The sequence below is a fragment of the Neisseria perflava genome, assembly GCF_024170405.1.
GTDB lineage: Bacteria > Pseudomonadota > Gammaproteobacteria > Burkholderiales > Neisseriaceae > Neisseria > Neisseria perflava_B.
In genome coordinates, this window is record NZ_JALJYC010000014.1 from 44,542 (window position 1) to 68,258 (window position 23,717).

At 52.1% G+C, this 23,717-nt stretch carries 17 protein-coding genes and 3 tRNA genes; 5 read left to right on the forward strand and 15 right to left on the reverse strand.

The annotated features are described in order from the left end of the window. The first annotated feature begins 338 nt into the window (after positions 1–338). Together J2T37_RS06535 and J2T37_RS06540 are read left to right on the forward strand one after the other, a co-directional pair. Positions 339–854, forward strand: coding sequence for a hypothetical protein (locus J2T37_RS06535; protein ID WP_253354699.1), 516 nt, complete (start codon positions 339–341; stop codon positions 852–854). After that, positions 799–5,256: a beta strand repeat-containing protein gene (locus tag J2T37_RS06540; RefSeq protein ID WP_253354700.1), complete on the forward strand. Its 4,458-nt coding sequence runs from the start codon at positions 799–801 to the stop codon at positions 5,254–5,256. Before J2T37_RS06535 ends, J2T37_RS06540 begins: the two co-directional genes overlap by 56 nt. 202 nt (positions 5,257–5,458) lie before the next feature. Here J2T37_RS06540 and J2T37_RS06545 read toward each other — a convergent pair whose 3' ends face one another. From J2T37_RS06545 to J2T37_RS06580, 8 genes are all read right to left on the reverse strand, one after another. Continuing rightward, positions 5,459–7,087 (reverse strand): CTP synthase, encoded by a 1,629-nt coding sequence (locus tag J2T37_RS06545; RefSeq protein ID WP_253354701.1) that lies wholly within the window; start codon positions 7,085–7,087, stop codon positions 5,459–5,461. 288 nt (positions 7,088–7,375) lie between these two features. Further along, on the reverse strand, positions 7,376–9,049 hold the full coding sequence (locus J2T37_RS06550; RefSeq protein WP_253354732.1) for an AMP-binding protein: 1,674 nt from the start codon (positions 9,047–9,049) through the stop codon (positions 7,376–7,378). Positions 9,050–9,206: 157 nt separating this feature from the next. Then, on the reverse strand, positions 9,207–9,671 hold the full coding sequence (locus tag J2T37_RS06555) for a low molecular weight protein-tyrosine-phosphatase (RefSeq protein ID WP_253354702.1): 465 nt from the start codon (positions 9,669–9,671) through the stop codon (positions 9,207–9,209). 4 nt (positions 9,672–9,675) lie between these two features. Next, the gene (locus tag J2T37_RS06560; RefSeq protein WP_253354704.1) at positions 9,676–10,782 is read right to left on the reverse strand and encodes a conjugal transfer protein; all 1,107 of its coding nucleotides are present in this window, start codon (positions 10,780–10,782) and stop codon (positions 9,676–9,678) included. Positions 10,783–10,932: 150 nt separating this feature from the next. Continuing rightward, positions 10,933–11,009: transfer RNA gene (locus J2T37_RS06565), tRNA-Asp, on the reverse strand. 34 nt (positions 11,010–11,043) lie between these two features. Further along, positions 11,044–11,119 (reverse strand) — tRNA-Val (locus tag J2T37_RS06570). Between the two features lie 149 nt (positions 11,120–11,268). Next, positions 11,269–11,862 (reverse strand): GTP cyclohydrolase II, encoded by a 594-nt coding sequence (gene ribA / locus J2T37_RS06575; protein ID WP_253354706.1) that lies wholly within the window; start codon positions 11,860–11,862, stop codon positions 11,269–11,271. Further along, positions 11,855–12,550, reverse strand: coding sequence for a hypothetical protein (locus J2T37_RS06580; RefSeq protein ID WP_253354708.1), 696 nt, complete (start codon positions 12,548–12,550; stop codon positions 11,855–11,857). Before J2T37_RS06580 ends, ribA begins: the two co-directional genes overlap by 8 nt. A gap of 150 nt (positions 12,551–12,700) precedes the next feature. Here J2T37_RS06580 and J2T37_RS06585 point away from each other — a divergent pair. Continuing rightward, positions 12,701–12,785: transfer RNA gene (locus J2T37_RS06585), tRNA-Leu, on the forward strand. Between the two features lie 390 nt (positions 12,786–13,175). Here the strand turns inward: J2T37_RS06585 and J2T37_RS06590 are convergent. Then, positions 13,176–14,657: an aldehyde dehydrogenase family protein gene (locus J2T37_RS06590; protein ID WP_253354710.1), complete on the reverse strand. Its 1,482-nt coding sequence runs from the start codon at positions 14,655–14,657 to the stop codon at positions 13,176–13,178. Between the two features lie 442 nt (positions 14,658–15,099). Between J2T37_RS06590 and adhP the strand changes: the two genes are divergently transcribed. Then, on the forward strand, positions 15,100–16,146 hold the full coding sequence (gene adhP / locus J2T37_RS06595) for an alcohol dehydrogenase AdhP (protein ID WP_253354712.1): 1,047 nt from the start codon (positions 15,100–15,102) through the stop codon (positions 16,144–16,146). Positions 16,147–16,227: 81 nt separating this feature from the next. Here adhP and J2T37_RS06600 read toward each other — a convergent pair whose 3' ends face one another. The 4 genes from J2T37_RS06600 to J2T37_RS06615 form a co-directional block, all read right to left on the reverse strand. Beyond that, positions 16,228–17,268 carry an LLM class flavin-dependent oxidoreductase gene (locus tag J2T37_RS06600; protein WP_253354714.1) on the reverse strand — a complete coding sequence of 347 codons (1,041 nt, stop codon included), beginning with the start codon at positions 17,266–17,268 and terminating at the stop codon, positions 16,228–16,230. A gap of 118 nt (positions 17,269–17,386) precedes the next feature. Next, the gene (locus J2T37_RS06605; RefSeq protein ID WP_253354716.1) at positions 17,387–17,701 is read right to left on the reverse strand and encodes an ArsR/SmtB family transcription factor; all 315 of its coding nucleotides are present in this window, start codon (positions 17,699–17,701) and stop codon (positions 17,387–17,389) included. A gap of 145 nt (positions 17,702–17,846) precedes the next feature. Continuing rightward, a complete protein-coding gene (locus J2T37_RS06610; RefSeq protein WP_253354718.1) occupies positions 17,847–20,060 on the reverse strand; it encodes a TonB-dependent receptor in 2,214 nt (737 codons plus the stop codon). Positions 20,061–20,203: 143 nt separating this feature from the next. Then, complete coding sequence (locus J2T37_RS06615) at positions 20,204–20,947, reverse strand: pseudouridine synthase (protein ID WP_253354720.1); 744 nt, start codon at positions 20,945–20,947, stop codon at positions 20,204–20,206. Positions 20,948–21,143: 196 nt separating this feature from the next. Between J2T37_RS06615 and J2T37_RS06620 the strand changes: the two genes are divergently transcribed. Continuing rightward, on the forward strand, positions 21,144–22,811 hold the full coding sequence (locus J2T37_RS06620) for an ABC transporter ATP-binding protein/permease (protein ID WP_253354722.1): 1,668 nt from the start codon (positions 21,144–21,146) through the stop codon (positions 22,809–22,811). A gap of 155 nt (positions 22,812–22,966) precedes the next feature. On the opposite strand, the gene J2T37_RS06625 is transcribed toward J2T37_RS06620, so the two are convergent. Together J2T37_RS06625 and J2T37_RS06630 are read right to left on the reverse strand one after the other, a co-directional pair. After that, complete coding sequence (locus J2T37_RS06625; RefSeq protein ID WP_253354724.1) at positions 22,967–23,251, reverse strand: type II toxin-antitoxin system RelE family toxin; 285 nt, start codon at positions 23,249–23,251, stop codon at positions 22,967–22,969. Beyond that, positions 23,241–23,483, reverse strand: a complete 243-nt coding sequence (locus tag J2T37_RS06630; protein WP_253354726.1) for a type II toxin-antitoxin system Phd/YefM family antitoxin — start codon at positions 23,481–23,483, stop codon at positions 23,241–23,243. Before J2T37_RS06630 ends, J2T37_RS06625 begins: the two co-directional genes overlap by 11 nt. Positions 23,484–23,717 lie beyond the last annotated feature (234 nt).

Here is a 23,717-nt window from a genome sequence, read left to right on the forward strand (position 1 = left end):
CAAAGCGACATCCCGTTGCTAAAAATTCGAGGTGGGTGGGGGAAATCCCGATAATTCAAATATTTAGTAATTAAGTTTTATGCATTTATATTAATAATACATTAATAAAATAAAAAAACGGCACTTTGTGATTATTTACGTAAGTAAGTGGTCGGATAAATGGTTGTAAAGGAATACTGAAAGGCGTTTTAGGGGTGTTTTAGAAAGCGTATAATCTACCGCCTATTATCTTGGGTGGTGTGCGTAAAACGATTCCGTTTGATTTCAAATAATAAGTTTGCCGCCAACAAGCATTAGCCGTACAAACAAAAAATAATCAGAATACTGAGTGCATATAAATGTCAAATATCATCCTGAAAATTAACGACTCAAAAGAAACCATCCGTATCGTTGACTTTAATACCGACGGCAAAAACGCCGTTCGTATCGCAGCCCAGGCAAACGTCAACTACGAATTTGTTGACCAAGCCACAGGCTACGGCCCGGAAAACATCATGACCAAACGCGTTGGTCAAGACCTGTATATCGCATTCGAAGGCGAAGACATCGCCACCCCCGATCTGATTATTGAAAATTACTACGCAGCCAATGGCGAAATTGGCTATGCCGACGGCGATAGCAACCTGCTGGTCGGCTTGCACGAAAACGGCAATTACTACGCCTATGTACCCGAAAGCGGTCAACTGAATGACGCTGTCAGCATGCTGGCGGAAGAAATGTTTGCCGGTCAAGCATTGGGCGGAACGGAAGCCTCTGCCTTGGCAGCGGCGCTGTGGTGCTTTAATCCGTGGTGGCTGGTTGGGTCTGGCTGCTTTGGCGGGTGGTATTGCGGCATTGGCAGCAGCCTCAGGTGAAAATGGCAGCCATAAAACCAATACCAACGATACCTCTGTCGGTGCAGTTGATTCTGTTGCAGCAACTCCTGATGTTAATACTGATTCTGTGGCCATTACCGGTTCGACCACCGATGTGGCCGCCGGCACCACTGTGACTCTGACCTTGACTGACAGCGAAGGTAATACGGTAACGGCTACCGCCACCGTGGCGAGCGACGGCACCTATGCCGTCACTGCGGGTACCGAAAGCCTGACCGACGGTGAAATCACCATTGATAGCGAGACCACCGACAACAACGGCAATACGGTGACCGATACGGACACGGTAGAAATCGACCAGGTGGCAGGTGCGACCGATACGACTTTTGTTGATGTAGATGGTTATACCGATAGCGTCACTGGTAGCACGACTGATGTGGCGGCGGGCAGTACCGTGACGGTGACGCTGACTGACAGCGAAGGCAATACGGTGACGGCTACCACTGCTGTGGCTTCAGACGGCACTTATTCGGTAACGGTTGATACCAGCAGCTTGGTTGACGGTTCGGTAACTTTGGACACGCAAACCACTGATAACAACGGTAATACCGTAACAGACGTTGATGAAACCAGCTTAGACAACATTACCGACGCGATTGATGTTAATGCATCGGTGGCGGACTACACCGTAGGTACGGTAACGGTTGACGGCTCAACTACCGGTGTTTCTTCGGGTGCAACGGTGACGGTAACGATTGCGGATACCGACGGCAATACGGTAACGGCAACCGCTATGGTAGATGCCGGTGGTACGTACACCGTGGAAGTTGATGTGACCGGTTTAGAGAGCTGGGATGATTTGACTGCAAGCGTGAGCGTGACCGGCGTGAACAGCACGGTTTCAGCGAGCGATACTGTGAGCTATGTGGATACGGTATTGACGGAGGCTTATACCAGCAGTGATTCAGTGGGTTATCAGATAACTGGCCAAACCACCGGTGTCAGTGAAGGTGCGACTGTAACGGTTGTACTGACCGACAGTGAAGGTAATACGGTTACGGCTACCGCAACGGTAACTTCTACGGGTTCGTATAGCGTGTCCAGCGTTGTTGACGTCAGCTCGCTTGCTGGAGGCGACCTAACCGCCACCACTACCGCAACGGACAGTGACGGCAATACGCTGACTGATACGGATGAGGTAGCAGTGGTGACGCAGATTATCTCGATTGTCATCAGCGATGATGAAGATAGCGATGTGACTGCGCTGTACAGCACGCTTGCGGCAAAAGGCACAACTGTCAGCTATTTGGCTGATGGCTCGGGCGAGTACACTGGCGATGTGGCCGATGGCGGAGCAAGCTATATTGATAACGATGGTACGGATGCTTCGACCAGCGGCACATTGAGTAACGACAATACGCCGACGGTAACTGTGACCTTGGAAAACGCCTTGGAAAGCGATGAAACGCTGACCATCGTCATTACCGACAGTGACGGCAATACGGTGGACACTATTACCATCTCTTCAGACGGCACTGCGAAAAACAGCGCCGGCAACAGCGTATCGGTAACGGTGGGTACGGATAGCGATGGTTATACAGCCTATACCTTTACCAACAGCCTCAGCGATGACACGACCTACACTTATGCCGCGACTGTCAGCAGCACCAGCACGCTGACCACGGATACCGAGTCTGCCGATATTACTTTGGATACCGAAGTCAGCTTGGACATTACCGGCGGTAATGTGTCAGGCAGCACGCTGACCCTGACCGGTACAACAGATGCTAATGCAACGGTATTTATCGTTTATACCGACAGCACAGGGGCGACGGTAACAGTCAGTACGACTGCAAGCTCAACCGGTTCATTTACCCTGACCTTGAGCAACTGGTCGTGGAAAACCAGCCTGGATATGACCATCTATGCTGTTGATCCTGCGGGTAATACTTTGTCGCTGAATATGATTGATAACATTACTGGAGGTACCATCAGCGACTCTACGACCATCGCCTATACTGACGGTGAAACCGGTACGGATGAAGGTTATAACGACACCACGCCGACCACTGGTGTGACGAATCAGACAACAGACAGCAGTTTGGGTTATGCCACCAGTGATGCCGATGACGTTATTATCATTCGCGGCTCGGTTTACGGTAGTAGCACAGTAGGAACTTCCTCTATCGCGACTTATGCTGGTAACGACAGCGTCTTTATTGGCGGGTATGTATCGGGAACCGGCTCGGCGGCAATGAATACCATTGACCTAGGCGAAGGTAGCGATACTTTAGGTATTGGCAGCTATGTTTGCGCCACCGTGATTGATACGGGTGATGGTAGTGATGATGTGGAAATTGGTACTTACGTCAATGCTTCAACAATCAGCTTGGGTAATGCTAATGACACCTTGACGATTGGGGCTAATGTCAGCAATTCGACGATTGACGCGGGTAACGGCAACGATACGGTAACCATTGCGACCAATATAACCGGTAATTCATCGGTGAATCTGGGTAGTGGCGATGATATCCTGACGGTTGGCGGCAACGTGACCGGTTCGTCAAGCTTGTATGTGACGATTACGGCCGGTGCAGGTAATGATACGGTGAGTATTTCCGGTAATGCCAACTACACAAGCATATCGGCCGGAGACGGTAACGATACGGTATCTGTTGGCGGTAATATGGTTTATTCCACCATCAACTCTGGCAATGGTAATGATAATGTGACCGTGAGCGGTAATGTGACCGGTGTCAGCAGCATTTATGCTGGAGAAGGTAATGATACGGTAACGGTAGGCGGTTCGGTCAACGGTACCACAACCATTGATTTGGGTAACGGGGAAAATACCTTGACGGTTGGTAGTTTTGTTCAAGGTTCAACGACCACTTCTGTTGTGGTTACCTCTGGAGCCGGTGACGATACCATGATTTTCGGTTCGACCGTTCGTTATACCAATATTTCAGCTGGTGATGGTGACAACAGCATTTCCGTTGACGTCAACTTGACCGAGTCTAACGTCACAACGGGTGAGGGCGATGACACGATTACGGTAGGTTCATCCGTAGCCAGTTCAACCCTCAGCACCGGCGATGGTAATGATACGGTAACAGTTGGTTCAGCAATCAGCGGTACCAGTAACATTGATTTAGGTAATGGTACGAATATCCTGACAGCTACCAGCATTAGCGGTACCAGCAATAGTTCCGGTGTGGTTATTAGTTCAGGAACTGATGACGATACGATTACGATTAGCGGTGCAGTAACTAATGTGACTGTTTCTACTTCAGACGGCGCAGATGTAATGACGGTTAGAAGCTCGCTCAATTATGCCAATATTTCCATGGGTGCCGATGATGATACCCTGAGTATTGGCAGTATCGGTACGGAAGCCGTGATTGATATGGGTACGGGTAATGATACGATAACCATTTCCGGTAACGTTGCAGTTGGTAACTATTCAACGGCAACCATTACAACCGGGGAGGGTAACGATACCGTTACCATTAGCGGCGCAGTCGGCACGACTTCTTCGAACATATCCATCAGTACCGGAACGGGCGATGATATTGTGACCATCACCAAAACGGTAACTGCAACGACGATTGATACCGGCACGGGTAACGATACGGTTAGCCTTGGTTCAACCAATTCGACTCATACGATTAATAGCACGGTGTCAACAGGCGACGGCGATGATGTGGTAACGATTGCTGGTGTGTTCTATGGTGGCAATACCAGCGATTTGGCGAGTGTTTTGACTACAGGTAGCGGCAACGATACCATTACCTTTACCTATGATGTAGGTTGGAACAATACGCGCTTGGCTTATGTGGATGCGGGTGATGGCGACGATACCATGACCATCGTCCGTAACCTTGCCAACCTAAGTACTGTTAACATGGGTAGCGGTGACGATACCCTGACTATTGGTAACTGGACCCACGGTTCGGTTTATATGGGTGATGGTGACGATACGCTGACGGTTGTTTACGTTGCCAAAACCGCAACAATTAGCTTGGGCGATGGTGATGATAGTTTGTATGTCACCACCAGTGTGCCGCAAAGCGGTGCAGTGGTTAATGGTGGTGATGGTACGGATACCTTGTATCTGTCTGCTTCAGGTCAGAATCTAACACTTGCGTATATCAGCGATTTTGAAGAAATTGACTTGACCGGCACAGGCAACAATACCTTGAGCGGTGTCAACGAAACAACGCTTGCTAATACCACAGGCTCTGTTACTCTTGATAATGGCACTACGGTAACTGGCTTGTTTGTTACCGGCGATAGCGGCGATAAGGTTGATTTGTCAGTAGTGAATGCAACGGGTACGTCGGTGGCGTATAACGGCGAGACCTACTACGCTTATACCGTTGGCAGCTATACCGTGTATATCGACCAGGATATTGTCAATACCAGCGGCGGGGTGTTCTAAGCCGTGCTTTGCGGGCAGTATTTTCCGCGAGTAGGCTAATGTAAGCCACGCCAACAAGCAACGCCATAAGGGGGAACCTTATGGCGTTTTTATTGGGCAAAAAGGCCGTCTGAAACATTCAGACGGCCTTATGATGTCATTACGCATTACTTTATGAAAATGAAAAACGCCTTCTTTAAGAAGGCGTTTTGCTTAACAGCGTTTAGGCTTTTTTATTGCTCAACGCGGCTTTGACAAAGGCAGTAAACAGCGGATGGCCTTTGCGCGGGTTGGAGGTAAATTCCGGATGGAACTGGCAGGCGAAAAACCACGGGTGGTTCGGCAGCTCGATGGTTTCTACCAAACGCTCGCGACCGGCAGATACGCCGCCGATGACCAAACCGGCTGCTTCCAGCTGCGGCAGGAAGTTGTTGTTGACCTCGTAGCGGTGGCGGTGGCGCTCGCGGATGTGTTCGCTGCCGTAGATTTTGGCGGCGAGGCTGCCCGGTTTGAGCTCGACATCTTGCGCACCCAGACGCATGGTGCCGCCCAAATCGGCGTTGGCGTCGCGGGTTTCCACGCTGCCGTCGGCGGTTTGCCATTCGTCAATCAGGGCGATGACCGGATATTTGGTTTTCAGGTCAAACTCGGTAGAAGTTGCGCCTTCCATACCGGCCACGTCGCGGGCGTATTCAATCAGCGCGATTTGCATGCCCAGGCAGATACCCAGATATGGAACATTGTTTTCGCGCGCATAGCGCACGGCGGCGATTTTGCCTTCCACGCCGCGCACGCCGAAGCCGCCCGGCACCAAGATCGCGTCAAAACCTTTCAGCTTGTCGGTACCTTCGGTTTCCAGCGATTCGCTGTCGATATAGGTAATCTGCACATCGGTTTCGGTGTGGATACCGGCGTGTTTCAGCGCCTCGGTCAGCGATTTGTAAGACTCGGTCAGATCGACATATTTGCCGACCATAGCGATTTTGGCAGTATGTTTCGGATTTTTAATCGCGTAAACGATTTTTTTCCATTCGGTCAAATCGGCTTGCTGCACGTTCAACTGCAACTGCTCGGTAATAATGCTGTCGATACCTTGGTTGTGCAGCATTTCGGGAATTTCGTAAATGCTGTCGGCATCGTAGCTGCCGACCACGGCGCGCTCTTCCACGTTACAGAAAAGGGCGATTTTGCGGCGCTCGTCTTCCGGCAGAATGCGATCCATGCGGCAGATTAAAATGTCCGGCTGGATACCGATACTGCGCATTTCTTTCACGGAATGCTGGGTCGGCTTGGTTTTGATTTCGCCTGCCGCAGCGATATAGGGTACATAGCTCAAATGGGCAAACAAAGTATTGCTGCGACCCAGCTGGCTGCGCATTTGGCGGATGGCTTCCAAAAACGGCAGCGATTCGATGTCGCCGATGGTGCCGCCGATTTCTACAATCGCCACATCGAAACCTGCCGCGCCTTCGTGAATGCGGCGTTTGATTTCGTCGGTAATATGCGGAATCACCTGCACCGTGCCGCCCAAATAATCGCCGCGACGCTCTTTGGCAATTACGTTTTCATACACTTGACCGGCGGAGAAGCTGTTGCGGCGGTTCATGGTGGCGTGGATAAAGCGCTCGTAGTGACCCAAATCCAAATCGGTTTCCGCGCCGTCGTCGGTAACGAACACCTCGCCGTGTTGGAACGGGCTCATGGTACCCGGATCGACGTTGATATACGGATCGAGCTTGAGCATGGTCACATTCAGGCCGCGCGATTCGAGTATGGTGGCAATAGAAGCGGCGGCGATACCTTTACCCAATGAAGATACGACGCCGCCGGTTACGAAAATAAATTTAGTCATGATGTGCTACCCATGTTGGAATACGTGATTTTACCTTGAAGCGGCTGGGCTGGCAAACGGCAATCGGGGGCGCTGTTGACATCTCATCACGCGACATTTCTTCGGTAAAAAACGCGCCTGCTGCGTTGCAACTGATCGCAAGGTGTCCAACCTTGCTGCGCGTTGCGCCTTGCATCCGTGCTTTTTTACTCGAAAATTTGTTTCGCGGATGAAATGCCAACAGCCCCAGTGAAATGAAAAGGCCGTCTGAAAAATGCTTGTTTTTCAGACGGCCTTTGTGTGTCTAAGCTATTTGCTTTTGACCTCGTTGCGCAATTCGCGACGCAGGATTTTGCCGACGTTGGATTTGGGCAACTCGTCGCGGAATTCGATGTCTTTGGGCACTTTGTAGCCGGTCAGCTCGGTGCGGCAGAAGGCGGTGAGCTCTTCGGCGGTCAGCGACGGGTCTTTTTTGACGACGAAGACTTTGAGCGCTTCGCCGGTTTTTTCGTTGGGTACGCCGATACAGGCGACTTCCAGCACTTTGTCGTTGTGGGCGATGACTTCTTCGATTTCGTTGGGATAGACGTTGAAGCCGGAGACGACGATCAGGTCTTTTTTGCGGTCAACCAGTTTGAAGAAGCCTTGCGCGTCCATCACGGCGATGTCGCCGGTTTCCAGCCAGTCGTTTTTGTCGATGGCTTTGGCGGTGTCTTCGGGGCGGTTCCAGTAGCCTTTCATCACTTGCGGGCCGCGTACCCACATTTCGCCGGCTTCGCCCTGCGCGACTTCTTTTCCGTCGGCATCGCGCAGCTCGACTTCGGTGGAGGGGACGGGCAGGCCGATGCCCCGGCTGTATGTGTCGGTAGATAAGGGGTTGCAGCAGACGCCGGGGCTGGCTTCGGTGAGGCCGTAGGCTTCGATGATGGATGTGCCGGTAATGGCTTTCCAGCGTTCGGCCACGGCTTTTTGCGTGGCCATGCCGCCGCCGAGGGTGAGTTTCAAATGGGAGAAATCGACTTGGGCGAAATCGGGGCGGTTGGCAAGGGCGTTAAACAGGGTGTTGACGCCGGCGAAAATGCTGATTTTTTCTTTTTTCAGCTTGTTCACAAAGCCTTTCATGTCGCGCGGGTTGGTAATCAGCAGCAGCTTGGAACCTATGCTGGTGAAAATCATGACGTTGATGGTGAGCGCGAAAATATGGTAGAGCGGCAGGGCGGCGACCACGGTTTCTTCGCCGGGTTTGAGCAGGTTTTTAATCCATTCTTCGCCTTGCATCATGTTGGCGCAGATGTTGCCGTGGCTTAACACGGCGCCTTTGGCCACGCCGGTGGTGCCGCCGGTGTATTGCAGGAGGGCGGTGTCGTCGCGGCTGAGGGCGACGGGGTTGAAGCGGTGCGCTGCGCCTTGTTTCAAGGCTGTCTGAAAGGTAACAGTATCGGCAATGCGGTATTCGGGTACCATTTTTTTGACTTTGCGGATGACAAAGTCCGTCAGGCGGCCTTTGACTGCGCCGAACATTTCGCCGATGGAGGCGGTGATGACGTGTTTGATGTCGGTGCGCGGGAGCACCATTTCCAGCGTGTTGGCGAAGTTTTCCAAGACGATGATGGTGGTTGCTCCGCTGTCTTTAAGCTGGTGTTCCAGCTCGCGGGGGGTGTAGAGCGGGTTGGTGTTGACCGCAACCATACCGGCTTGCAGTATGCCGAAAAGGGCAATGGGGTATTGCAACACGTTGGGCAGCATGATGGCAATGCACTCGCCGCGCGGCAGTTTTAAGATGTTTTGCAGGTAGGAGGCAAAATCGGTGGCGAGCTTGGCGGTTTCGGCGTAGGTCAGCTCTTTGCCCATGTTTTCAAACGCGGGCTTGTCGGCGAATTTCTGTACGCTTTGGGCGAAAACGTCGTTGATGGATTGGTAGCGGGTCAGGTCGATTTCGTGGGTAACGCCCGCGTCGTAGCTTTGCAGCCAGGGTTTTTCCAGAGTGGACATAATATCAAATTCAGATGGTTGGGTTTGGATATTCTTGAGGATTATAACAGAGTGTTGTAAAGACGCTGTAATAGGGTGTTGCTTATTGCGGGTATGCCAAAGCAGGCCGTCTGAAAATCAGAAGATTTTTCAGACGGCCTGTTGCCGTTTAAACCAATTCTAGCTTTTTCAATAAGGCGGCGCTGCCGGCATTGACCAAGCGGTAGGTTTCTTCAAAATCGCCGGTGTACCACGGATCGGGAACATGCTTGTAACCGCTCTCGGGAATCAAATCGGTCAGCTTGAAGATTTTGTCGGGGTGTTTGCCGAATAGTTTTTCTAAATCTTTCAGGTTGTTATCATCCATCGCAATAATGAAGTCATAGTCGTCGATGTCGGTTTTTTTGACCTTGCTGCTGGTAAACCCGAGCGGGCGGATACAGTGTGCGGATAAGACTTTGCGTGTGCCTTGGTGCATGTTTTCGCCGTCGTGCCAGCCGGATGTGCCTGAGCTGGCGACTTGGATGCGGTCGCCGACGCCGGCTTGGTTGGCGCGGTGGCGCAACACGAATTCCGCCATCGGCGAGCGGCAGATGTTGCCGAGGCAGACAAACAAAACATGGTAGGTTTTCATGGGCTTATCTTTCTTCAAGAGGGCTGAAAAACGGATTGAGGCCGTCTGATTTCAAGGCTTGCGCATAAGTTGGCAGCTCGGCGTTTTCGGGCAGGACGTCGCGTAGCAGGTAAATATGTTCGACGCGGCATTCGGCCATCAAATCCAAGAAATTCTGCTGCACCGTGCCGACGTGGTCGGTAGGGGAGAAAGTCCAAGTAAAAATCTGCGGTGCGAGTTCAAACGCGCTGTCGGTGGCGTTGAAACCGAACAGGATTTTGCCGCCCTGTTGCGCGGCGGCCACCACGCCCACGCGCGGACTTTGCAGGCGGATGGCGCGGATGGCGTTGGTGGAGAAAACGTCCATCGCCATGCGCTGGCGGGTGTGGCTGCCTTCGGTCAGCGCGTGTAGTGGTGTGGCAGGGGAGAGCGGGTTGACAAATAAGGTAACGCCCGCAGCAGACAGCGCTTCCTGCCACACCTGCATCAGCGGCAAACCGGCTTTTTGCAGGTTTTGATTGAGCGCCGTGCGGATTTCGGCGTTTCCATAACCGAGCGCGAATACGACATGCACGGATTGGCCGTCGGGCAGGTTTAATTCAGACGGCGTAAACTGCGCGGCAAAATCGGCCGCAGCCTGAGCGTTTTGTTTGGCTTGAAACCACTCGCCTGCTTTAATGCTGCTGACGGTGGTGGAAGGCAGCAAAAACGGCAGCCATGTTGCCCGATTCAAGGGGCGCAAATGTGGGTGCTGTTCCAAGCAGGCCGATAATGCGGCGGCTGGTACGGGTAGCGGCAGATTCTGCGCCTGATTACAACCGGCTACCAATACCAGCGGCATGGCAAACCATTGTACTTCATCATCGTTTTCCGCCGATAATACGCTGTCGAGATGGTTTAGCAGAACGCGGTAGCTGTCGGCGTCCGCCGCCATGCTCATGGCGACCGACAAGCCGAGGTAATGGTTTTGCTGCAACATGCCGCGAATCTCGGTTTGCAGCGATTCGGCAGCCAGTTTGCGCTGGGCAGGGGAGGTGCTGTGCGCCAAGCTGGAGGCGTTGAGCAGCAGGGTGTTTTTGACCGGCGTTTCGGGATAGGGGCGGGTATCGGGTAAGATGAATGTGGTGTTCATTAGGCTGCCTGCGGCGGTTATTGTTATCGGCTAAGGTTATCACAATAAATGGGTCGGCGGGTAGGGTACGGCGGCAAAGATTCTTTGGGCGTAAAGGAGCGGGGGCGGACAGACGAAAAAAAGCACCGGAAATCCGGTGCTTTTAAGAAGTGGCGCGGCGGACGGGGCTCGAACCCGCGACCCCCGGCGTGACAGGCCGGTACTCTAACCAACTGAGCTACCACCGCGCAATGCTGTTCAACCAAACAATAAAAGGAAACTTGGTGGGTGATGACGGAGTCGAACCGCCGACATTCTGCTTGTAAGGCAGACGCTCTACCAACTGAGCTAATCACCCTGAGAAGTCGAAATTAAACCAAAGAACGGCGCTGTATGCAAGTCATTTTTGCATATGCGGGTTTATCATTTTGAAATATCATAAAAATAATTTCAGACGGCCTGTCGGTAAAAGGCAGGCCGTCTGAAAAACAAATAGTGGGTTTGCCTTTAATCTTCAAACAGCATATGCCCCATTTTGTCTGCTTTGGTGTGCAGATAACGCTCGTTTTCCGCATTCTCGCCCACTTGCAGCGCAATCCGTTGCACCACATTAATCCCGGCGGCTTGCAAAGTCTCGACTTTTGCCGGATTGTTGGTCAGCAGTTTGACGGCATGAACGCCCAAGTATTCGTAGATTTGCTGCGCCAGCGTGAAATCGCGCGCATCGACCGGCAAACCCAGTTGCAGATTGGCCTCGACAGTATCCAAACCCTGATCCTGCAAATGATAGGCACGGATTTTGTTAATCAGGCCGATACCGCGCCCCTCTTGGCGCAGATAGACAATCACGCCGCGCCCTTCGGCTTGAACCGCTTGCATGGCCGCTTTCAACTGCGAGCCACAATCGCATTTTTGCGAAAACAACGCATCGCCGGTCAGACACTCGGAATGTACGCGTGACAAAACCGGCAGGCCGTCTGAAACTTCGCCCATCACCAGTGCGACATGTTCTTGTCCGCTCTCTTCTTCAAAACCATGCATGGTAAACACGCCCCATTCGGTCGGCAGGCGGCAGGAAGCGATAAATTTTAATTTATTCATGCGGTTCGTCCTCAGGATTAGGGATGCCCAGCAAGGTTTGCAGAGGTTCGGCCAAAGCCAACGCCAAAGCTACCCACTCGGCTTGCGCCGCTTCATCGGCCTGATTCGGTTCGGCAAACTCAATATGTACCACGCCTAAGACCGTGCCGTTTTCCATGCAGATGGGAGCGGAGATTTGGCTTTTACCGCCTTCATTACGCTCGCCGTGGATTTCACCCAGCGACAACCAGTAGGGAATATCGTTGGCAATGTTCATCCAACCGCTTTGCGCCGTGCGGCAGGCTAAGAAAATCCGGCTGTTGTCGTCATCGACTGCCAATTTAGGCTCGATTACCTCGCCCTGATGGGTCAGTCGCACCAGCTGCGGCATTAGGTTTTCAGTGTTTTTAGTCTCTCCGTGGGACGGCATGTGCGCATACACCACCGCGCTTTTTACGCCTTTGGCGCGGCTGTAAGTGGAATCCAAAGCCATGAAAATCTGTTTCAATAAAGCTTCGTTTTGCGGATTTTGACTGATATGTTCGGCCAATTTAACGCCGTCGTGGTCGTACCACAACACTTCCTGTTCCACCGCAGCCTGCCCCATGTTCATCACCGCCTGCGCCGCGACATACGCCACGCGCACATCATCGGCCGGTAGCTTCAGCCCTTGGGTTTGCAGATAATCTTTAATCAAAGCAACAGGCATCTGCCCATCCTTTCCAAATATGAAGGCCGTCTGAACGGTTCAAACGGCCGGATTTTTAATGTGTGCGGCCATTATATGGGGAATAACGGGCGTATTTCAAGAATCCGCCTTTGCACTCTGGCAGATTCCCTGTATAATCCGCTTTCTTATGCGGATGTGGCGAAATTGGTAGACGCACCAGATTTAGGTTCTGGCGCCGTAAGGTGTGAGAGTTCGAGTCTCTCCATCCGCACCAAACTGAAAAATTAAGCAGCTTTATTGCTGCTTTTTTTACGTCTATACGAATCTACGGGAATCTACAAAACCTATATCAGTAAAGGCTTTCAGCCGTTTCATATTTTGCTTTGCTTTTAATTTTTCGTCTATCCGCCTTCATGGGGATACACCCGAATCAACATCTTTTTGTTGGTGCTTTTGTTGGTTCGTTGCAAAATGATGGCGAAAAGCACCAACAAAACGCCCGCAAAACCTTTGGGGCTGGTGTTTTGCCGATTGTCTTGGTTTTCCTCCTATCTGCGTCTTATGCTGTTTTAATGATTGATACATAAAAAGCGAAAACTCAGAAAGGCCGTCTGAAAATTATAATTTTCAGACGGCCTTGGCGTTTTATCTACTTGTTATGACATCAATACATACCTTCGCGTTCTTCGCGGGTGCTGATGTAGATGTTTTTCACTTGGGTGTAGGCAGACAACATCATTTTGTGGGTTTCGCGACCGATACCGGAGGTTTTGTAGCCGCCAAACGGGGCATGTGCCGGTAGGCGGTTGTAGCAGTTGACCCAAACGCGGCCGGTTTCGAGGGCGCGGGAAACGCGCAGGCAGCGGTTGATGTCTGTGCTCCATACGCCGCCGCCCAAGCCGTATTCGGAATCGTTGGCCATGCGGATGACGTCTTCTTCGGTTTTGAATTTGATAACGGTTGCTACCGGGCCGAAGATTTCTTCTTGGGCGATACGGGCATCGTTGCTGGCGGCTTCAATCAGGGTCGGTTCGACAAATTCGCCGGAAGCCAAGTCGCCTTCGATTTTTTTGCCGCCGGTAATAATGCGGCAGCCTTCTTCTTCACCGATTTTGACGTATTTCAAAATGGTGTCCAGTTGGCCGGCATTGACTTGCGAACCCATTTGGGTGTCGTCTTCCCAAGGCAGGCCGACTTTGACTTTTTTGAACTCTTCAGCCAATGCGTTGACGAATTTGTCGTAAATGCCTTCTTGCACAAAAATACGCGAACCGGCGCAGCATACTTGGCCTTGGTTAAACAGAATGCCTTTTTGCGCACCTTCGAGGGCTTTGTCAAACGGCATGTCGTCAAAGAAGATGTTGGCCGATTTGCCGCCGAGTTCCAGAGTGGCGGGAATCAGCATTTCGGCGGCGGCGATACCGACATGGCGGCCGACTTCTGTCGAGCCGGTAAAGGCCAGTTTGTTGAAGCCTTTATGGTGCAGCATGTATTCGCCGGATTTGGAGCCGCGGCCGGTGATGACGTTGAGTACGCCTTTAGGCAGCAGATGGTTGATTTTTTGGGCAAACGACAGCAGGCTCAATGAAGTGCTGGAAGAAGGGTGGATGACCACGGTACAACCTGTGGCCAAAGCAGGGGCGATTTTCCAAGCGGCCATCAGGAAGGGGAAGTTCCACGGAATGATTTGGCCGACTACGCCGATGGGTTCGCGCAAAATCAGGGATAAATCTTCTTCATCCAACTGGGTGGCGGTGCCTTCTTCGCCGCGAATCACGCCGGCAAAGTAGCGGAAGTGGTCGGCGGCCAGCGGGATGTCGGCGGCGCGGGTTTCGCGGATGGGTTTGCCGTTGTCGAGAGTTTCTTGCAGGGCAAACAATTCGGTATTGGCGTCGATAACGTCGGCGATTTTATTCAAAATGGCGGCGCGCTCGGTAACGGTGGTTTTTTTCCAGGTTTTGAACGCTTCCTGCGCGGCGGCGACGGCGGCATCTACATCGGCATCGCTGGCGTCGGTAAATTTGGCCAGTTCTGCGCCGTTGGCCGGATTGCAGGAAGACAGCAGCTTGCCTTCGGTGCCTTTGGTCCATTCGCCGTTAATCAGCAAGCCGTATTCTTTGTCGAACACATTTAAATCTTTTGCCATAATACTGCTCTCCTTTTGAGGTGTTGTTCAGGTTGTGGAATCCGGCGGGGAAAAAGCGGCACTCGTCGGACGTGCGGATTAGCATATTATTTTTTTTCTTATTGTTCAAGGATTATCCGTAAAAAATATGGTTTGTTTTTTATATGTAATTTTATAAAAAATAATAGATATTTGAGTATTTAAGGATTTTAAGAACATTTTAATAATTTTGAAATTTAGGTTGCTTTTATCAACTATTTTTTGTAGTAAATTTTCATGTTAATGATTTGTTATGGTATAACATAAAATACCATTCAATTTCAAAAAGATAGGTATTGACAAGCTCAAACGGGCAGGCGTATTCTGCGCAGAACATCGGTGGTAGAAGCCTGTTGATGCAAGCTGTTTGGCCGTTTTACCGATTGTACCCCCTTTAAAATAACCAAAGCAAAGGAATGATGACATGAAAATGTATGCCGTAGTGGTGAATCAGGATGTAGAAGGTGATGTAGAGGTGGTTGAGCGCGATGTGCGCCCGCTGGAATACGGAGAAGCCTTAGTTGAAGTCGAATATTGCGGCGTGTGCCATACCGATTTGCACGTGGCCGCCGGCGACTACGGTCAAAAACCGGGTCGCGTGTTGGGTCACGAGGGTATCGGTAAAGTGACCCAAATCGCCGACGGCGTGAAAAGCCTGAAAGTGGGCGACCGCGTCAGTATTGCATGGCTGTTTGAAAGCTGCGGTTCTTGCGAATATTGCAACAGTGGCCGTGAAACCTTGTGCCGCAGCGTGTTGAACGCAGGCTATACTGCCGACGGCGGTATGGCTACCCATTGTATCGTGACCGCCGATTATGCGGTAAAAGTGCCCGATGGTTTGGATCCGGCGCAGGCTTCCAGCATTACCTGCGCGGGTGTGACCACTTACAAAGGCGTGAAAGTATCCGGTGTGCGTCCGGGTCAATGGATTGCGGTGTACGGCGCAGGCGGCTTGGGTAACTTGGGCGTGCAGTATGCGAAAAAAGTATTTGGCGCACACGTGATTGCCATCGACATTAACGAAGACAAACTAGCGTTTGCCAAAGAAGTCGGCGCGGATATCGTGATTAACTCCGCTAAAGAAGATGCGGCGAAAGTGATTCAAGAAAAAACCGGCGGTGCGCATGCTGCCATCGTGACCGCTGTGTCTAAAGATGCGTTTAATTCTGCTGTGAACTGCGTTCGTGCGGGCGGCCGTGTGGTGGCGATTGGTTTGCCGCCGGAATCTATGGATTTGTCTATTCCGCGCTTGGTGTTGGACGGTATCGAAGTGGTCGGCTCTTTGGTTGGTACACGCCAAGATTTGGCCGAAGCGTTCCAATTCGGCGCCGAAGGTTTGGTGGTGCCGTTGGTACAACTGCGTGCGCTGGATGAAGCGCCTGCCATCTTCCAAGAAATGCGTGAAGGTAAAATTACCGGCCGTATGGTAATTGATATGAAAAAAGGCTGCACTTGCGGTCAAGCGCACTAAACGGTTTAGGTAAACATTAAAATGCCGTCCGAAAACAATCGGGTTTTCAGACGGCATTTTGCGATAAAACAGATATAAAAATCAGCCTTTAACTATATCAACCAATAATTCATATGAACGCATTTGCGCGGCCTTGTCGTAAATATAGCTGACTGCCATCAATTCATCGGCCTGCACCTGCGCCTGCAAGCGTTCCAGTTGCGCTTTGGCGGTGTCGGGCGAACCGATCAGGCTGCACGACATCATGGATTCGGCCATATTCAAAATATGCGGCGGCACATGCTGCGCAACATCGGCATGTGGCGGCTGCATACCGCTGCGGCTGCCGGTGACCACATTCAGGAAAAATTGCAGACAGGTATTGCTGAGGAACTGCGCTTCTTCGTCGCTGTCGGCCAAAACCGCATTTACGCCGATGATAACTTTCGGTTTGTCCAGTTGTTCTGACGGCCTGAACTCGCGGCGGTAGATTTCGACCGCTTCAGTCAGCATACGCGGCGCGAAATGCGAGGCAAAGGCGTAAGGCAGACCCAATTCAGCGGCCAGATACGCGCTTTCGGTGCTCGAACCCAAAATATACAGCGGCACATCCAAGCCAGGGCCGGGGTAGGCGCGTACATTAGCGCTTTTCGGTACGTCTAATTTGACCGGCCCGAAGCTGAAACCCTGACCTTCTTCATCGGCACTCAAAGGGCTAAAATAATATTGGATTTCGGCAATATCCTGCGGAAAACTGCGCACAAAATCATCGCGGTGGCGACGGATGGCGCGGGCGGTGGCTTGGTCGGTACCCGGTGCACGCCCCAAGCCCAAATCGACGCGGTGCGGATACAGTGCGGCGAGCGTACCGTATTGTTCGGCCACGATAAAGGGCGAATGGTTGGGCAACATCACGCCGCCGGAGCCGACGCGGATGGATTGGGTATTATCCAACACGCGCTGAATCAGCAGGCTGGTGGCGGAGCTGGCGAGGTAGGGCATATTGTGGTGTTCGGCAATCCAGTAGCGGGTATAGCCTTTTTGCTCGGCAAACTGCGCCAATTCAACCAAATTATCAACGGCTTGGCTAAAAGTCTCGCCTTGGCGCAGCGGAACGAGGTTGAGTATGGAGAGGTCGGTCATGATGATTCCTTATGGTGAAGTCAGGTTGCTTTTAAATTTATATATCTAAAAATTTAGATGGATTACATGGGAACAGGTTGGTAAAAATCCGGGCGTCCGGCGTAGGTTTCAACAGACCCTAGCTTAAATCTTCCTGCAAACGGTTTAAAAAACCGGCTACGCCCTCGGCATGGTAGCGGTAATACGTCCATTTGCCGATACGCTTGCTTTCCACCAAACCGGCGTTTTTCAGGCCGGTCAGATAACCGGAAACCACCGATTGCGCCAAGCCGGATTTTTCGGTAATCAGCCCCACGCAAATGCCGCCGCAAAAGCCGGTTTCCTCGCAGCGCAAGCGCTCTTCGCCAAAATGCAGGGCAGGATTTTTCAGCCACAGCAGGATTTGGTAGCGGTAGTCGTTGGAGAGGGTTTTCAAAACATCGGTAATCGGCATGATGGGGCAATGGGGTTGAACGAATGATTTGGATTATATCTATAAATTTAGATATGTCAATATATGAAGCAGCGGGCAGATTTTCAAGCGCAAGACCGTCTGAAAATCAAAATATTTTCAGACGGTCTGAATAATTCAGGGCATTTTAAAATTCCACGCTTGCCGACAGCGAGAAGGTACGTGGCGCACCGGCATTCAGATAACCGCTGCCCGGATAGCCGCCTACCGATGCCCAGTAATTTTTGTTGGCGACATTGTCCACGCGGGCGCGGAAAGTGGCTTCATGCCCTTTGATGTTGGTGCGGTAACGGGCGCCGACATCAAATCTCGTCCAGCCGCCGACTTTGAGCGTATTAGCGGCGTTGGCATAGGAAGAGCCGGTGTAAACCATGCGTCCGTCAAACGCCAGCCCCTGTACTTTTGCCACTTCCCATTCTACGCCGAGATTGGCCTGAAACTTAGGCACACCGATGGTGCGTTTGCCGTCGGTGGCGCTGGAGCCTGTTTCGCGCTGCTCGGTATCCAAGAAAGTCAAACCGCCCAATACGCGCACGCCGCGTGCCGCTTCGCCGTAAGCGGTCAATTCAATCCCGCGATGACGGTCACGGCCTTCGGAGGTAAAACGCAACTGATTGCCGTCTGAAACATACAGCGCACGCGGCTTGTCGGTGCTGAACAAAGCCAAACCCGCACCGAAACCGCCGCCCTCGAATTTAGCACCGATTTCTTTTTGTTTGGATACATACGGACTGAGTTGCTCGTAGGCATTGCTCACCGCTGTGCCGCCCGAAGTAGCGGCGGCGGTGGCCCCCTGCATCAGGCTTTCCACATAGTTGCCGTACACCGACCATTGCGGCGTGAGGCGGTACGCCACGCCCACCGCCGGGCTGATACGCGATTTCTTATAGTCGGTTTCCTTACCCGTATTGTAGGCGAAACTTTCGCTGTGAATTTCCTGCCAACGCGCCCCCAGCGTAAGCTGCAAACGCTTGTCAAACGCGCTGACGGTATCGCCCAAAGCCACGCTGCGCAAACGCAGGCGGTTGGTGACGGCCGGGCCGGAAGCGTTGCCGTAAAGCGCGGAGGACGAATAGGCGGCATCGGCGTAATAAACAGGATTGTAAAGATTGGTGCTGAGGGTATTGCGGTAGTCCATCACATACGCATTTTTGCGTTTGGACTGGTATTGGTTGGCCGCCAAAACCCATTCATGCTGCAAGGCGCCGGTAGCAAAATGTCCGCGCAAGCCGGCTTCGCCGGTATGGATGACATCTTCGCGCTTGTTGTCGAAACGGTATTGCGTACCGTTGCCGTTACTGTTGGTTAAGGTTAGATTGGCAAGCGAATTTTGCTCTTTGCCTTTGCGGAAACCATAGGCGGCATAAGCAGTCAGATTATCGTTCAAGTCGTATTCGCCGCGCAGCGTGCCGAATACATCGCGTTCGTTGGAATATGTCCACGGCTGCGCCCAGTTGCTCGAAGCATCGGGCGCGGCGGGGACGGCGGTAACGGCCGAACCGAGCGTAACATTTGTGCGCGTTTCTTTCAATTTGTTGTCCTGCCAGCCCAAATCCGCCGACAGACGGGCTTTCTCGCCGCGCCAATCCAAGCCCAAACTCAACAGGCTGAGTTTGTTTTTCTCATCATCCACCGAGGTATGACCGTTGCGGTGGGCGGCATTAAAGCGCACGCCGAATTCCTGATTCGCACCGAAACGGCGGGCAATATCCGCCGCTATATTGCCGCTGCTTTTATTGGCATAACCGGCTGTGAAGCGGGTCAGTTCTTCATTCGGCGCACGCTTGGGTAATACAGATACCGTGCCGCCGATATTGTTGCCGCCGGGTGCCATGCCGTTCATAAACGCCGATGCGCCGCGCAGCACTTCCACACGCTCAAACAATTCGGTGGCGATGTATTGGCGCGGCAGAATGCCGTATAAGCCGTTGTACATGGTGTCGTCGGACTCGCTGGCAAAGCCCCGGATAAAATAGGATTCTTGGAAATTGCCGTAACCGCGCGCAATGCGCACGGTCGGGTCGTTTTGCAATACGTCGCCCACACTTTTGGCCTGTTTGTCCTGAATCAGTTTATTGGTATAAGCGGTGGTGGAAAACGGATTTTCTAAATTGGTTTTATTGCCCAAAATCCCGGCACGCGCACCATTGGCCACCTGCCCGCCGTTAAAGGCCGGTATCAGACCGCTTTTGGAGGCGTCGGCGCTGGCGGTAACATTAACCGTCTCCAAATCGGTTTGCTCGGTTGCCGGTTCGTCGGCGGCATAAACGACGGAAAACGCGCATATTAAAGCAGTCGCCACAAGGTTGCGGCGGAACATGCTGGCGGGATCGTTGGACATTTTTTTCTTTCTTTATTTTTTGAAACAAGGATTATAACCATTATCAAAATGTTAAGCTATCGAAAAGAAAATATATTGTAAAGATGTTAAAGGCCGTCTGAAAACACCAAATTTTCAGACGGCCTTTGAGGATTAGTCAGTCGTTAAAACGATTCGTTCGCTCTCAAATAGCGCCATTTGCCCGGCGGCAGTTTGCCCAGCTTGACCTTACCCATGCGGATGCGTTTGAGGCCGGTCACGCGCAGGCCGACCAGCTCGCACATGCGGCGGATTTGGCGTTTTTTGCCTTGCTTCAATACAAAGCGCAGCTGGTCTTCGTTTTGCCATTCCACTTTGGCCGGACGCAGTTTTTCGCCGTCCAAACTCAAGCCGTGGTTGAGCAGCGCCAAACCTTTGTCGTCGAGCTTGCCGCGCACGCGCACCAGATATTCTTTTTCGCTGCTGCTGTTTTCGCCGATAAGCTGCTTGGCGATACGCCCATCTTGCGTGAGTACCAACAGGCCGACGGAGTCAATATCCAAACGGCCGGCGGGCGCTAGGCCGAATTTGTGCTTTTCGCTGAATTCGATACGGCTGTCGTCGCCTTCCCAACGGTTTTCGGGCGTAATCAGCTCGGCGGCGGATTTGTAGCCTTTTTCCGCTTGGGCGCTGACGTAGCCGACGGGTTTGTTGAGCAGTATCGTCACCCGCGCCGCCTGTTTTTCGTACGCCTGTTTGTTTAAATCAATGCGGTCGGCTTCGGTGACTTTTTGGCCGAGGACGGCGGTTTGGCCGTTGACCTTGATCCAGCCCTGCTCGATATAGCTGTCGGCTTCGCGGCGGGAGCAAAGGCCGAGTTGCGCCATGCGCTTGGAGAGGCGCATGGTTTCGGTGTTGTCGTGTTGCATAATGGGTTCACTTGGAAAAGATGAGCGATTATAGCATTATCTGCGGCTTTGCCCGTTTTCAGACGGCCTTTTGCGCGGACAGGGCAGGCCGTCTGAAAACAGGAGACTGCCCAAACGAAAATTTCAAAAGACTACATACATTTGCAACGGTATAATGCCTTTCGATTATTGTTATCACTTACTTTTAAAAAACAAAATGTTTAAAATTCTCAAACAGTTCAAATGGTTTCTTAAAGATTACTGGTGGCGTAAAGATAATTTACTGTCTTGGCTGATTCTTGCTGTATTGGTGGCACTCGGTTTCGGCGTGGTCGAAATCAATGTGCGCATTAATGAATGGAGCAAAACCTTTTACGACACGCTCGAGGCTTTGCAGGGCGGCAAGCTGTATGTATTGGTGCAGGAATATTTGATTTATATCGCCATTTTCGTGGTGGCGGCGGTATATCGCGCCTGGCTGCGCAAGCTCCTGATTATCCGCTGGCGCTCGCACCTGACCGAACGGCTGTTGGGCGAATGGCTGGATAAACGCGCCTATTACCGCATCGCGCTCAAACAAACCACCGACAACCCCGACCAGCGTATCGCCGAAGACGTGAATATTTTTGTCTCGCGCACCATCGAGCTGTTTATCTCGCTCTTAACCAACCTCGCGCAGCTGTATTCGTTTGTGGCGATTTTGTGGAAACTGTCGGGTACGCATACCTTCAACATTATGGGCAGTAATATTACCGTTACCGGTTATTTGGTGTGGATCGCCGTGGCCTATGCCCTGTTCGGCAGTATTTTCACCCAAGTTATCGGTAAAAAATTGCACGTTTTAAACTACCGCCAACAAAAATTCGAGGCCGATTTCCGCGCCTCGCTGGTGCGCAAAAACGACAACGCCGAGCAAATCGCCCTCTATCACGGCGAAACGCGCGAACACGCCACCCTGCGCGGCGAGTTTAACGAAATTATCGGCAACTGGCACCTGCTGATGAACCGCGAGCGTAATCTCGGTTTCTTTACCACCGCTTACGACCGCTTTTCGCTAATGCTGCCGGTATTGGTGAGTATTCCGCTGTTTATCGCCAAAGCCATCACCCTCGGCGGCCTGATGCAGATTCGCAGCGCTTTTAGCGCCGTGTTCAACTCGTTAAGCTGGTTTGTGTTTGCCTATACCATCCTGCCCGAATGGAGCGCCACCGTGCAGCGTTTGTATCAGTTCCGCCACAACATCCACACCGAGCAGGCCAACGACAAAACCCCGCCGCTTTCAGACGGCCTCACCATAGACGGCCTCAATATTTACACTCCGACAGGCGAAGCCATTTTGACCGATGTGCGCGCCCGAATCAGCCCGCGCAAATGGACGCAGCTGGCCGGACGCAGCGGTTTGGGCAAATCCACCCTGTTGCGCACCATCGGCGGCTTGTGGGCAGATTACGAAGGCAGCTGGCAGGCGCCGCAAGGCCGCAGCCTGCTTTTGCCGCAGCGCACCTATCTGGGCAGCGGAACGCTGGCCGAAATCATCAGCTATCCCGACAGCCAAATCCATGACGACAGCGTGTACCGCGACTTACTCGCCGCCGTCGGTTTGGAAAAATGGCAGCATGATTTGCACAAAGCGCAAAACTGGGAGCAGACCCTCTCCGCCGGCGAACAGCAGCGCATCGCCATCGCCCGCGCCTTGCTGATTCAGCCCGACTACCTGTATCTGGACGAAAATACCTCCGCGCTGGACATGCAGTCTGCCCGCCGTTTGCTGCAATTATTGAAAGAGCGGCTTCCTGATACCACTGTGGTGATTGTCAGTCATCAGCCTGAGTTGGCGGATATGTATGACGAGGTATTGGATTTGACACCGTTTAGGGCGGGGTAAGGGACGGACGGGGCATACATATGCGGTATGCACCCGTCGTTTCCAAGCAGAATGCCGTCTGAAAAACATTGTTTTTCAGACGGCATTCTGCTTGTTTAGGACGGTTTCAACCCGGCACTTGAGGTGGGAATCCGCCTTGCGGCAAGCAAGTACGGCTAAACCCGTTTTTCGGCCGCCAAATACGCCGCATTCTTATCCCGCCTGCCCACGCTGATGACCGTCACCGTCACAATATTGTCGCGCACCTGATACACCAAGCGGTAGCCGGTGCTGCGCAGCTTGATTTTGTAGCAGTCGGGCAGATTGTGCAGCGCGGCAGAGGGCACGCGCGGGTTTTCCAGCCGCTCCTTCAATTTTTTGCGGAACTGCTGGCGGATACTGCCGTCGAGCTTGTCCCATTCAGCTTCCGCAGAGGGAAGCATAATCAGTTTATAAGTCATCGATGGATACCTCGCGACCGACTTCGTTGGCACGCTCCATCACAATTTTCGCATCTTCCAAGTCTTCCAGATAATCCATCAAACCTTCATAAAATTTGGCCGACAGCAGATAAGCCTCCGGGCGGTTGTGGTTCAGCACCGCCACCACACCTTCGGATTCTTCCACAATCGAGCTGAAATTACGTTTGAGTTCGGTCACGCTGACGGCGTAGTCGGCTAATACGGCATGCATGGCAGTTCCTTTGGTACAGGTAAATTAACAGATTTATTTTACATCAAATTAAATATTGTTTAAAGCACTGAATTTAGTGTAGGCCGTCTGAAAAACATATTTTCAGACGGCCTTACATTCGCATTTCAAGTGCAACATCTGCAACATCGGAAATTAACGGTTTAAATATCCCCAAGAACAAACTGCCCGGTGTTTCATAGCCGAGCGTTTTTCTTGGACGGTGGTTCAGTTGTT

Excerpts from the sequence above, each read along its gene's own strand:
- ribA (WP_253354706.1), bottom strand. The coding sequence starts at position 11,862 with ATGAATAAATTAAAATTTATCGCTTCCTGCCGCCTGCCGACCGAATGG.
- J2T37_RS06605 (WP_253354716.1), bottom strand. The coding sequence starts at position 17,701 with ATGCCGATTACCGATGTTTTGAAAACCCTCTCCAACGACTACCGCTAC.
- J2T37_RS06625 (WP_253354724.1), bottom strand. The coding sequence starts at position 23,251 with ATGACTTATAAACTGATTATGCTTCCCTCTGCGGAAGCTGAATGGGAC.
- J2T37_RS06590 (WP_253354710.1), bottom strand. The coding sequence starts at position 14,657 with ATGGCAAAAGATTTAAATGTGTTCGACAAAGAATACGGCTTGCTGATT.
- J2T37_RS06615 (WP_253354720.1), bottom strand. The coding sequence starts at position 20,947 with ATGCAACACGACAACACCGAAACCATGCGCCTCTCCAAGCGCATGGCG.
- J2T37_RS06545 (WP_253354701.1), bottom strand. The coding sequence starts at position 7,087 with ATGACTAAATTTATTTTCGTAACCGGCGGCGTCGTATCTTCATTGGGT.
- J2T37_RS06555 (WP_253354702.1), bottom strand. The coding sequence starts at position 9,671 with ATGAAAACCTACCATGTTTTGTTTGTCTGCCTCGGCAACATCTGCCGC.
- J2T37_RS06535 (WP_253354699.1), top strand. The coding sequence starts at position 339 with ATGTCAAATATCATCCTGAAAATTAACGACTCAAAAGAAACCATCCGT.
- J2T37_RS06610 (WP_253354718.1), bottom strand. The coding sequence starts at position 20,060 with ATGTCCAACGATCCCGCCAGCATGTTCCGCCGCAACCTTGTGGCGACT.
- J2T37_RS06560 (WP_253354704.1), bottom strand. The coding sequence starts at position 10,782 with ATGAACACCACATTCATCTTACCCGATACCCGCCCCTATCCCGAAACG.
- adhP (WP_253354712.1), top strand. The coding sequence starts at position 15,100 with ATGAAAATGTATGCCGTAGTGGTGAATCAGGATGTAGAAGGTGATGTA.
- J2T37_RS06600 (WP_253354714.1), bottom strand. The coding sequence starts at position 17,268 with ATGACCGACCTCTCCATACTCAACCTCGTTCCGCTGCGCCAAGGCGAG.
- J2T37_RS06620 (WP_253354722.1), top strand. The coding sequence starts at position 21,144 with ATGTTTAAAATTCTCAAACAGTTCAAATGGTTTCTTAAAGATTACTGG.
- J2T37_RS06630 (WP_253354726.1), bottom strand. The coding sequence starts at position 23,483 with ATGCATGCCGTATTAGCCGACTACGCCGTCAGCGTGACCGAACTCAAA.
- J2T37_RS06580 (WP_253354708.1), bottom strand. The coding sequence starts at position 12,550 with ATGCCTGTTGCTTTGATTAAAGATTATCTGCAAACCCAAGGGCTGAAG.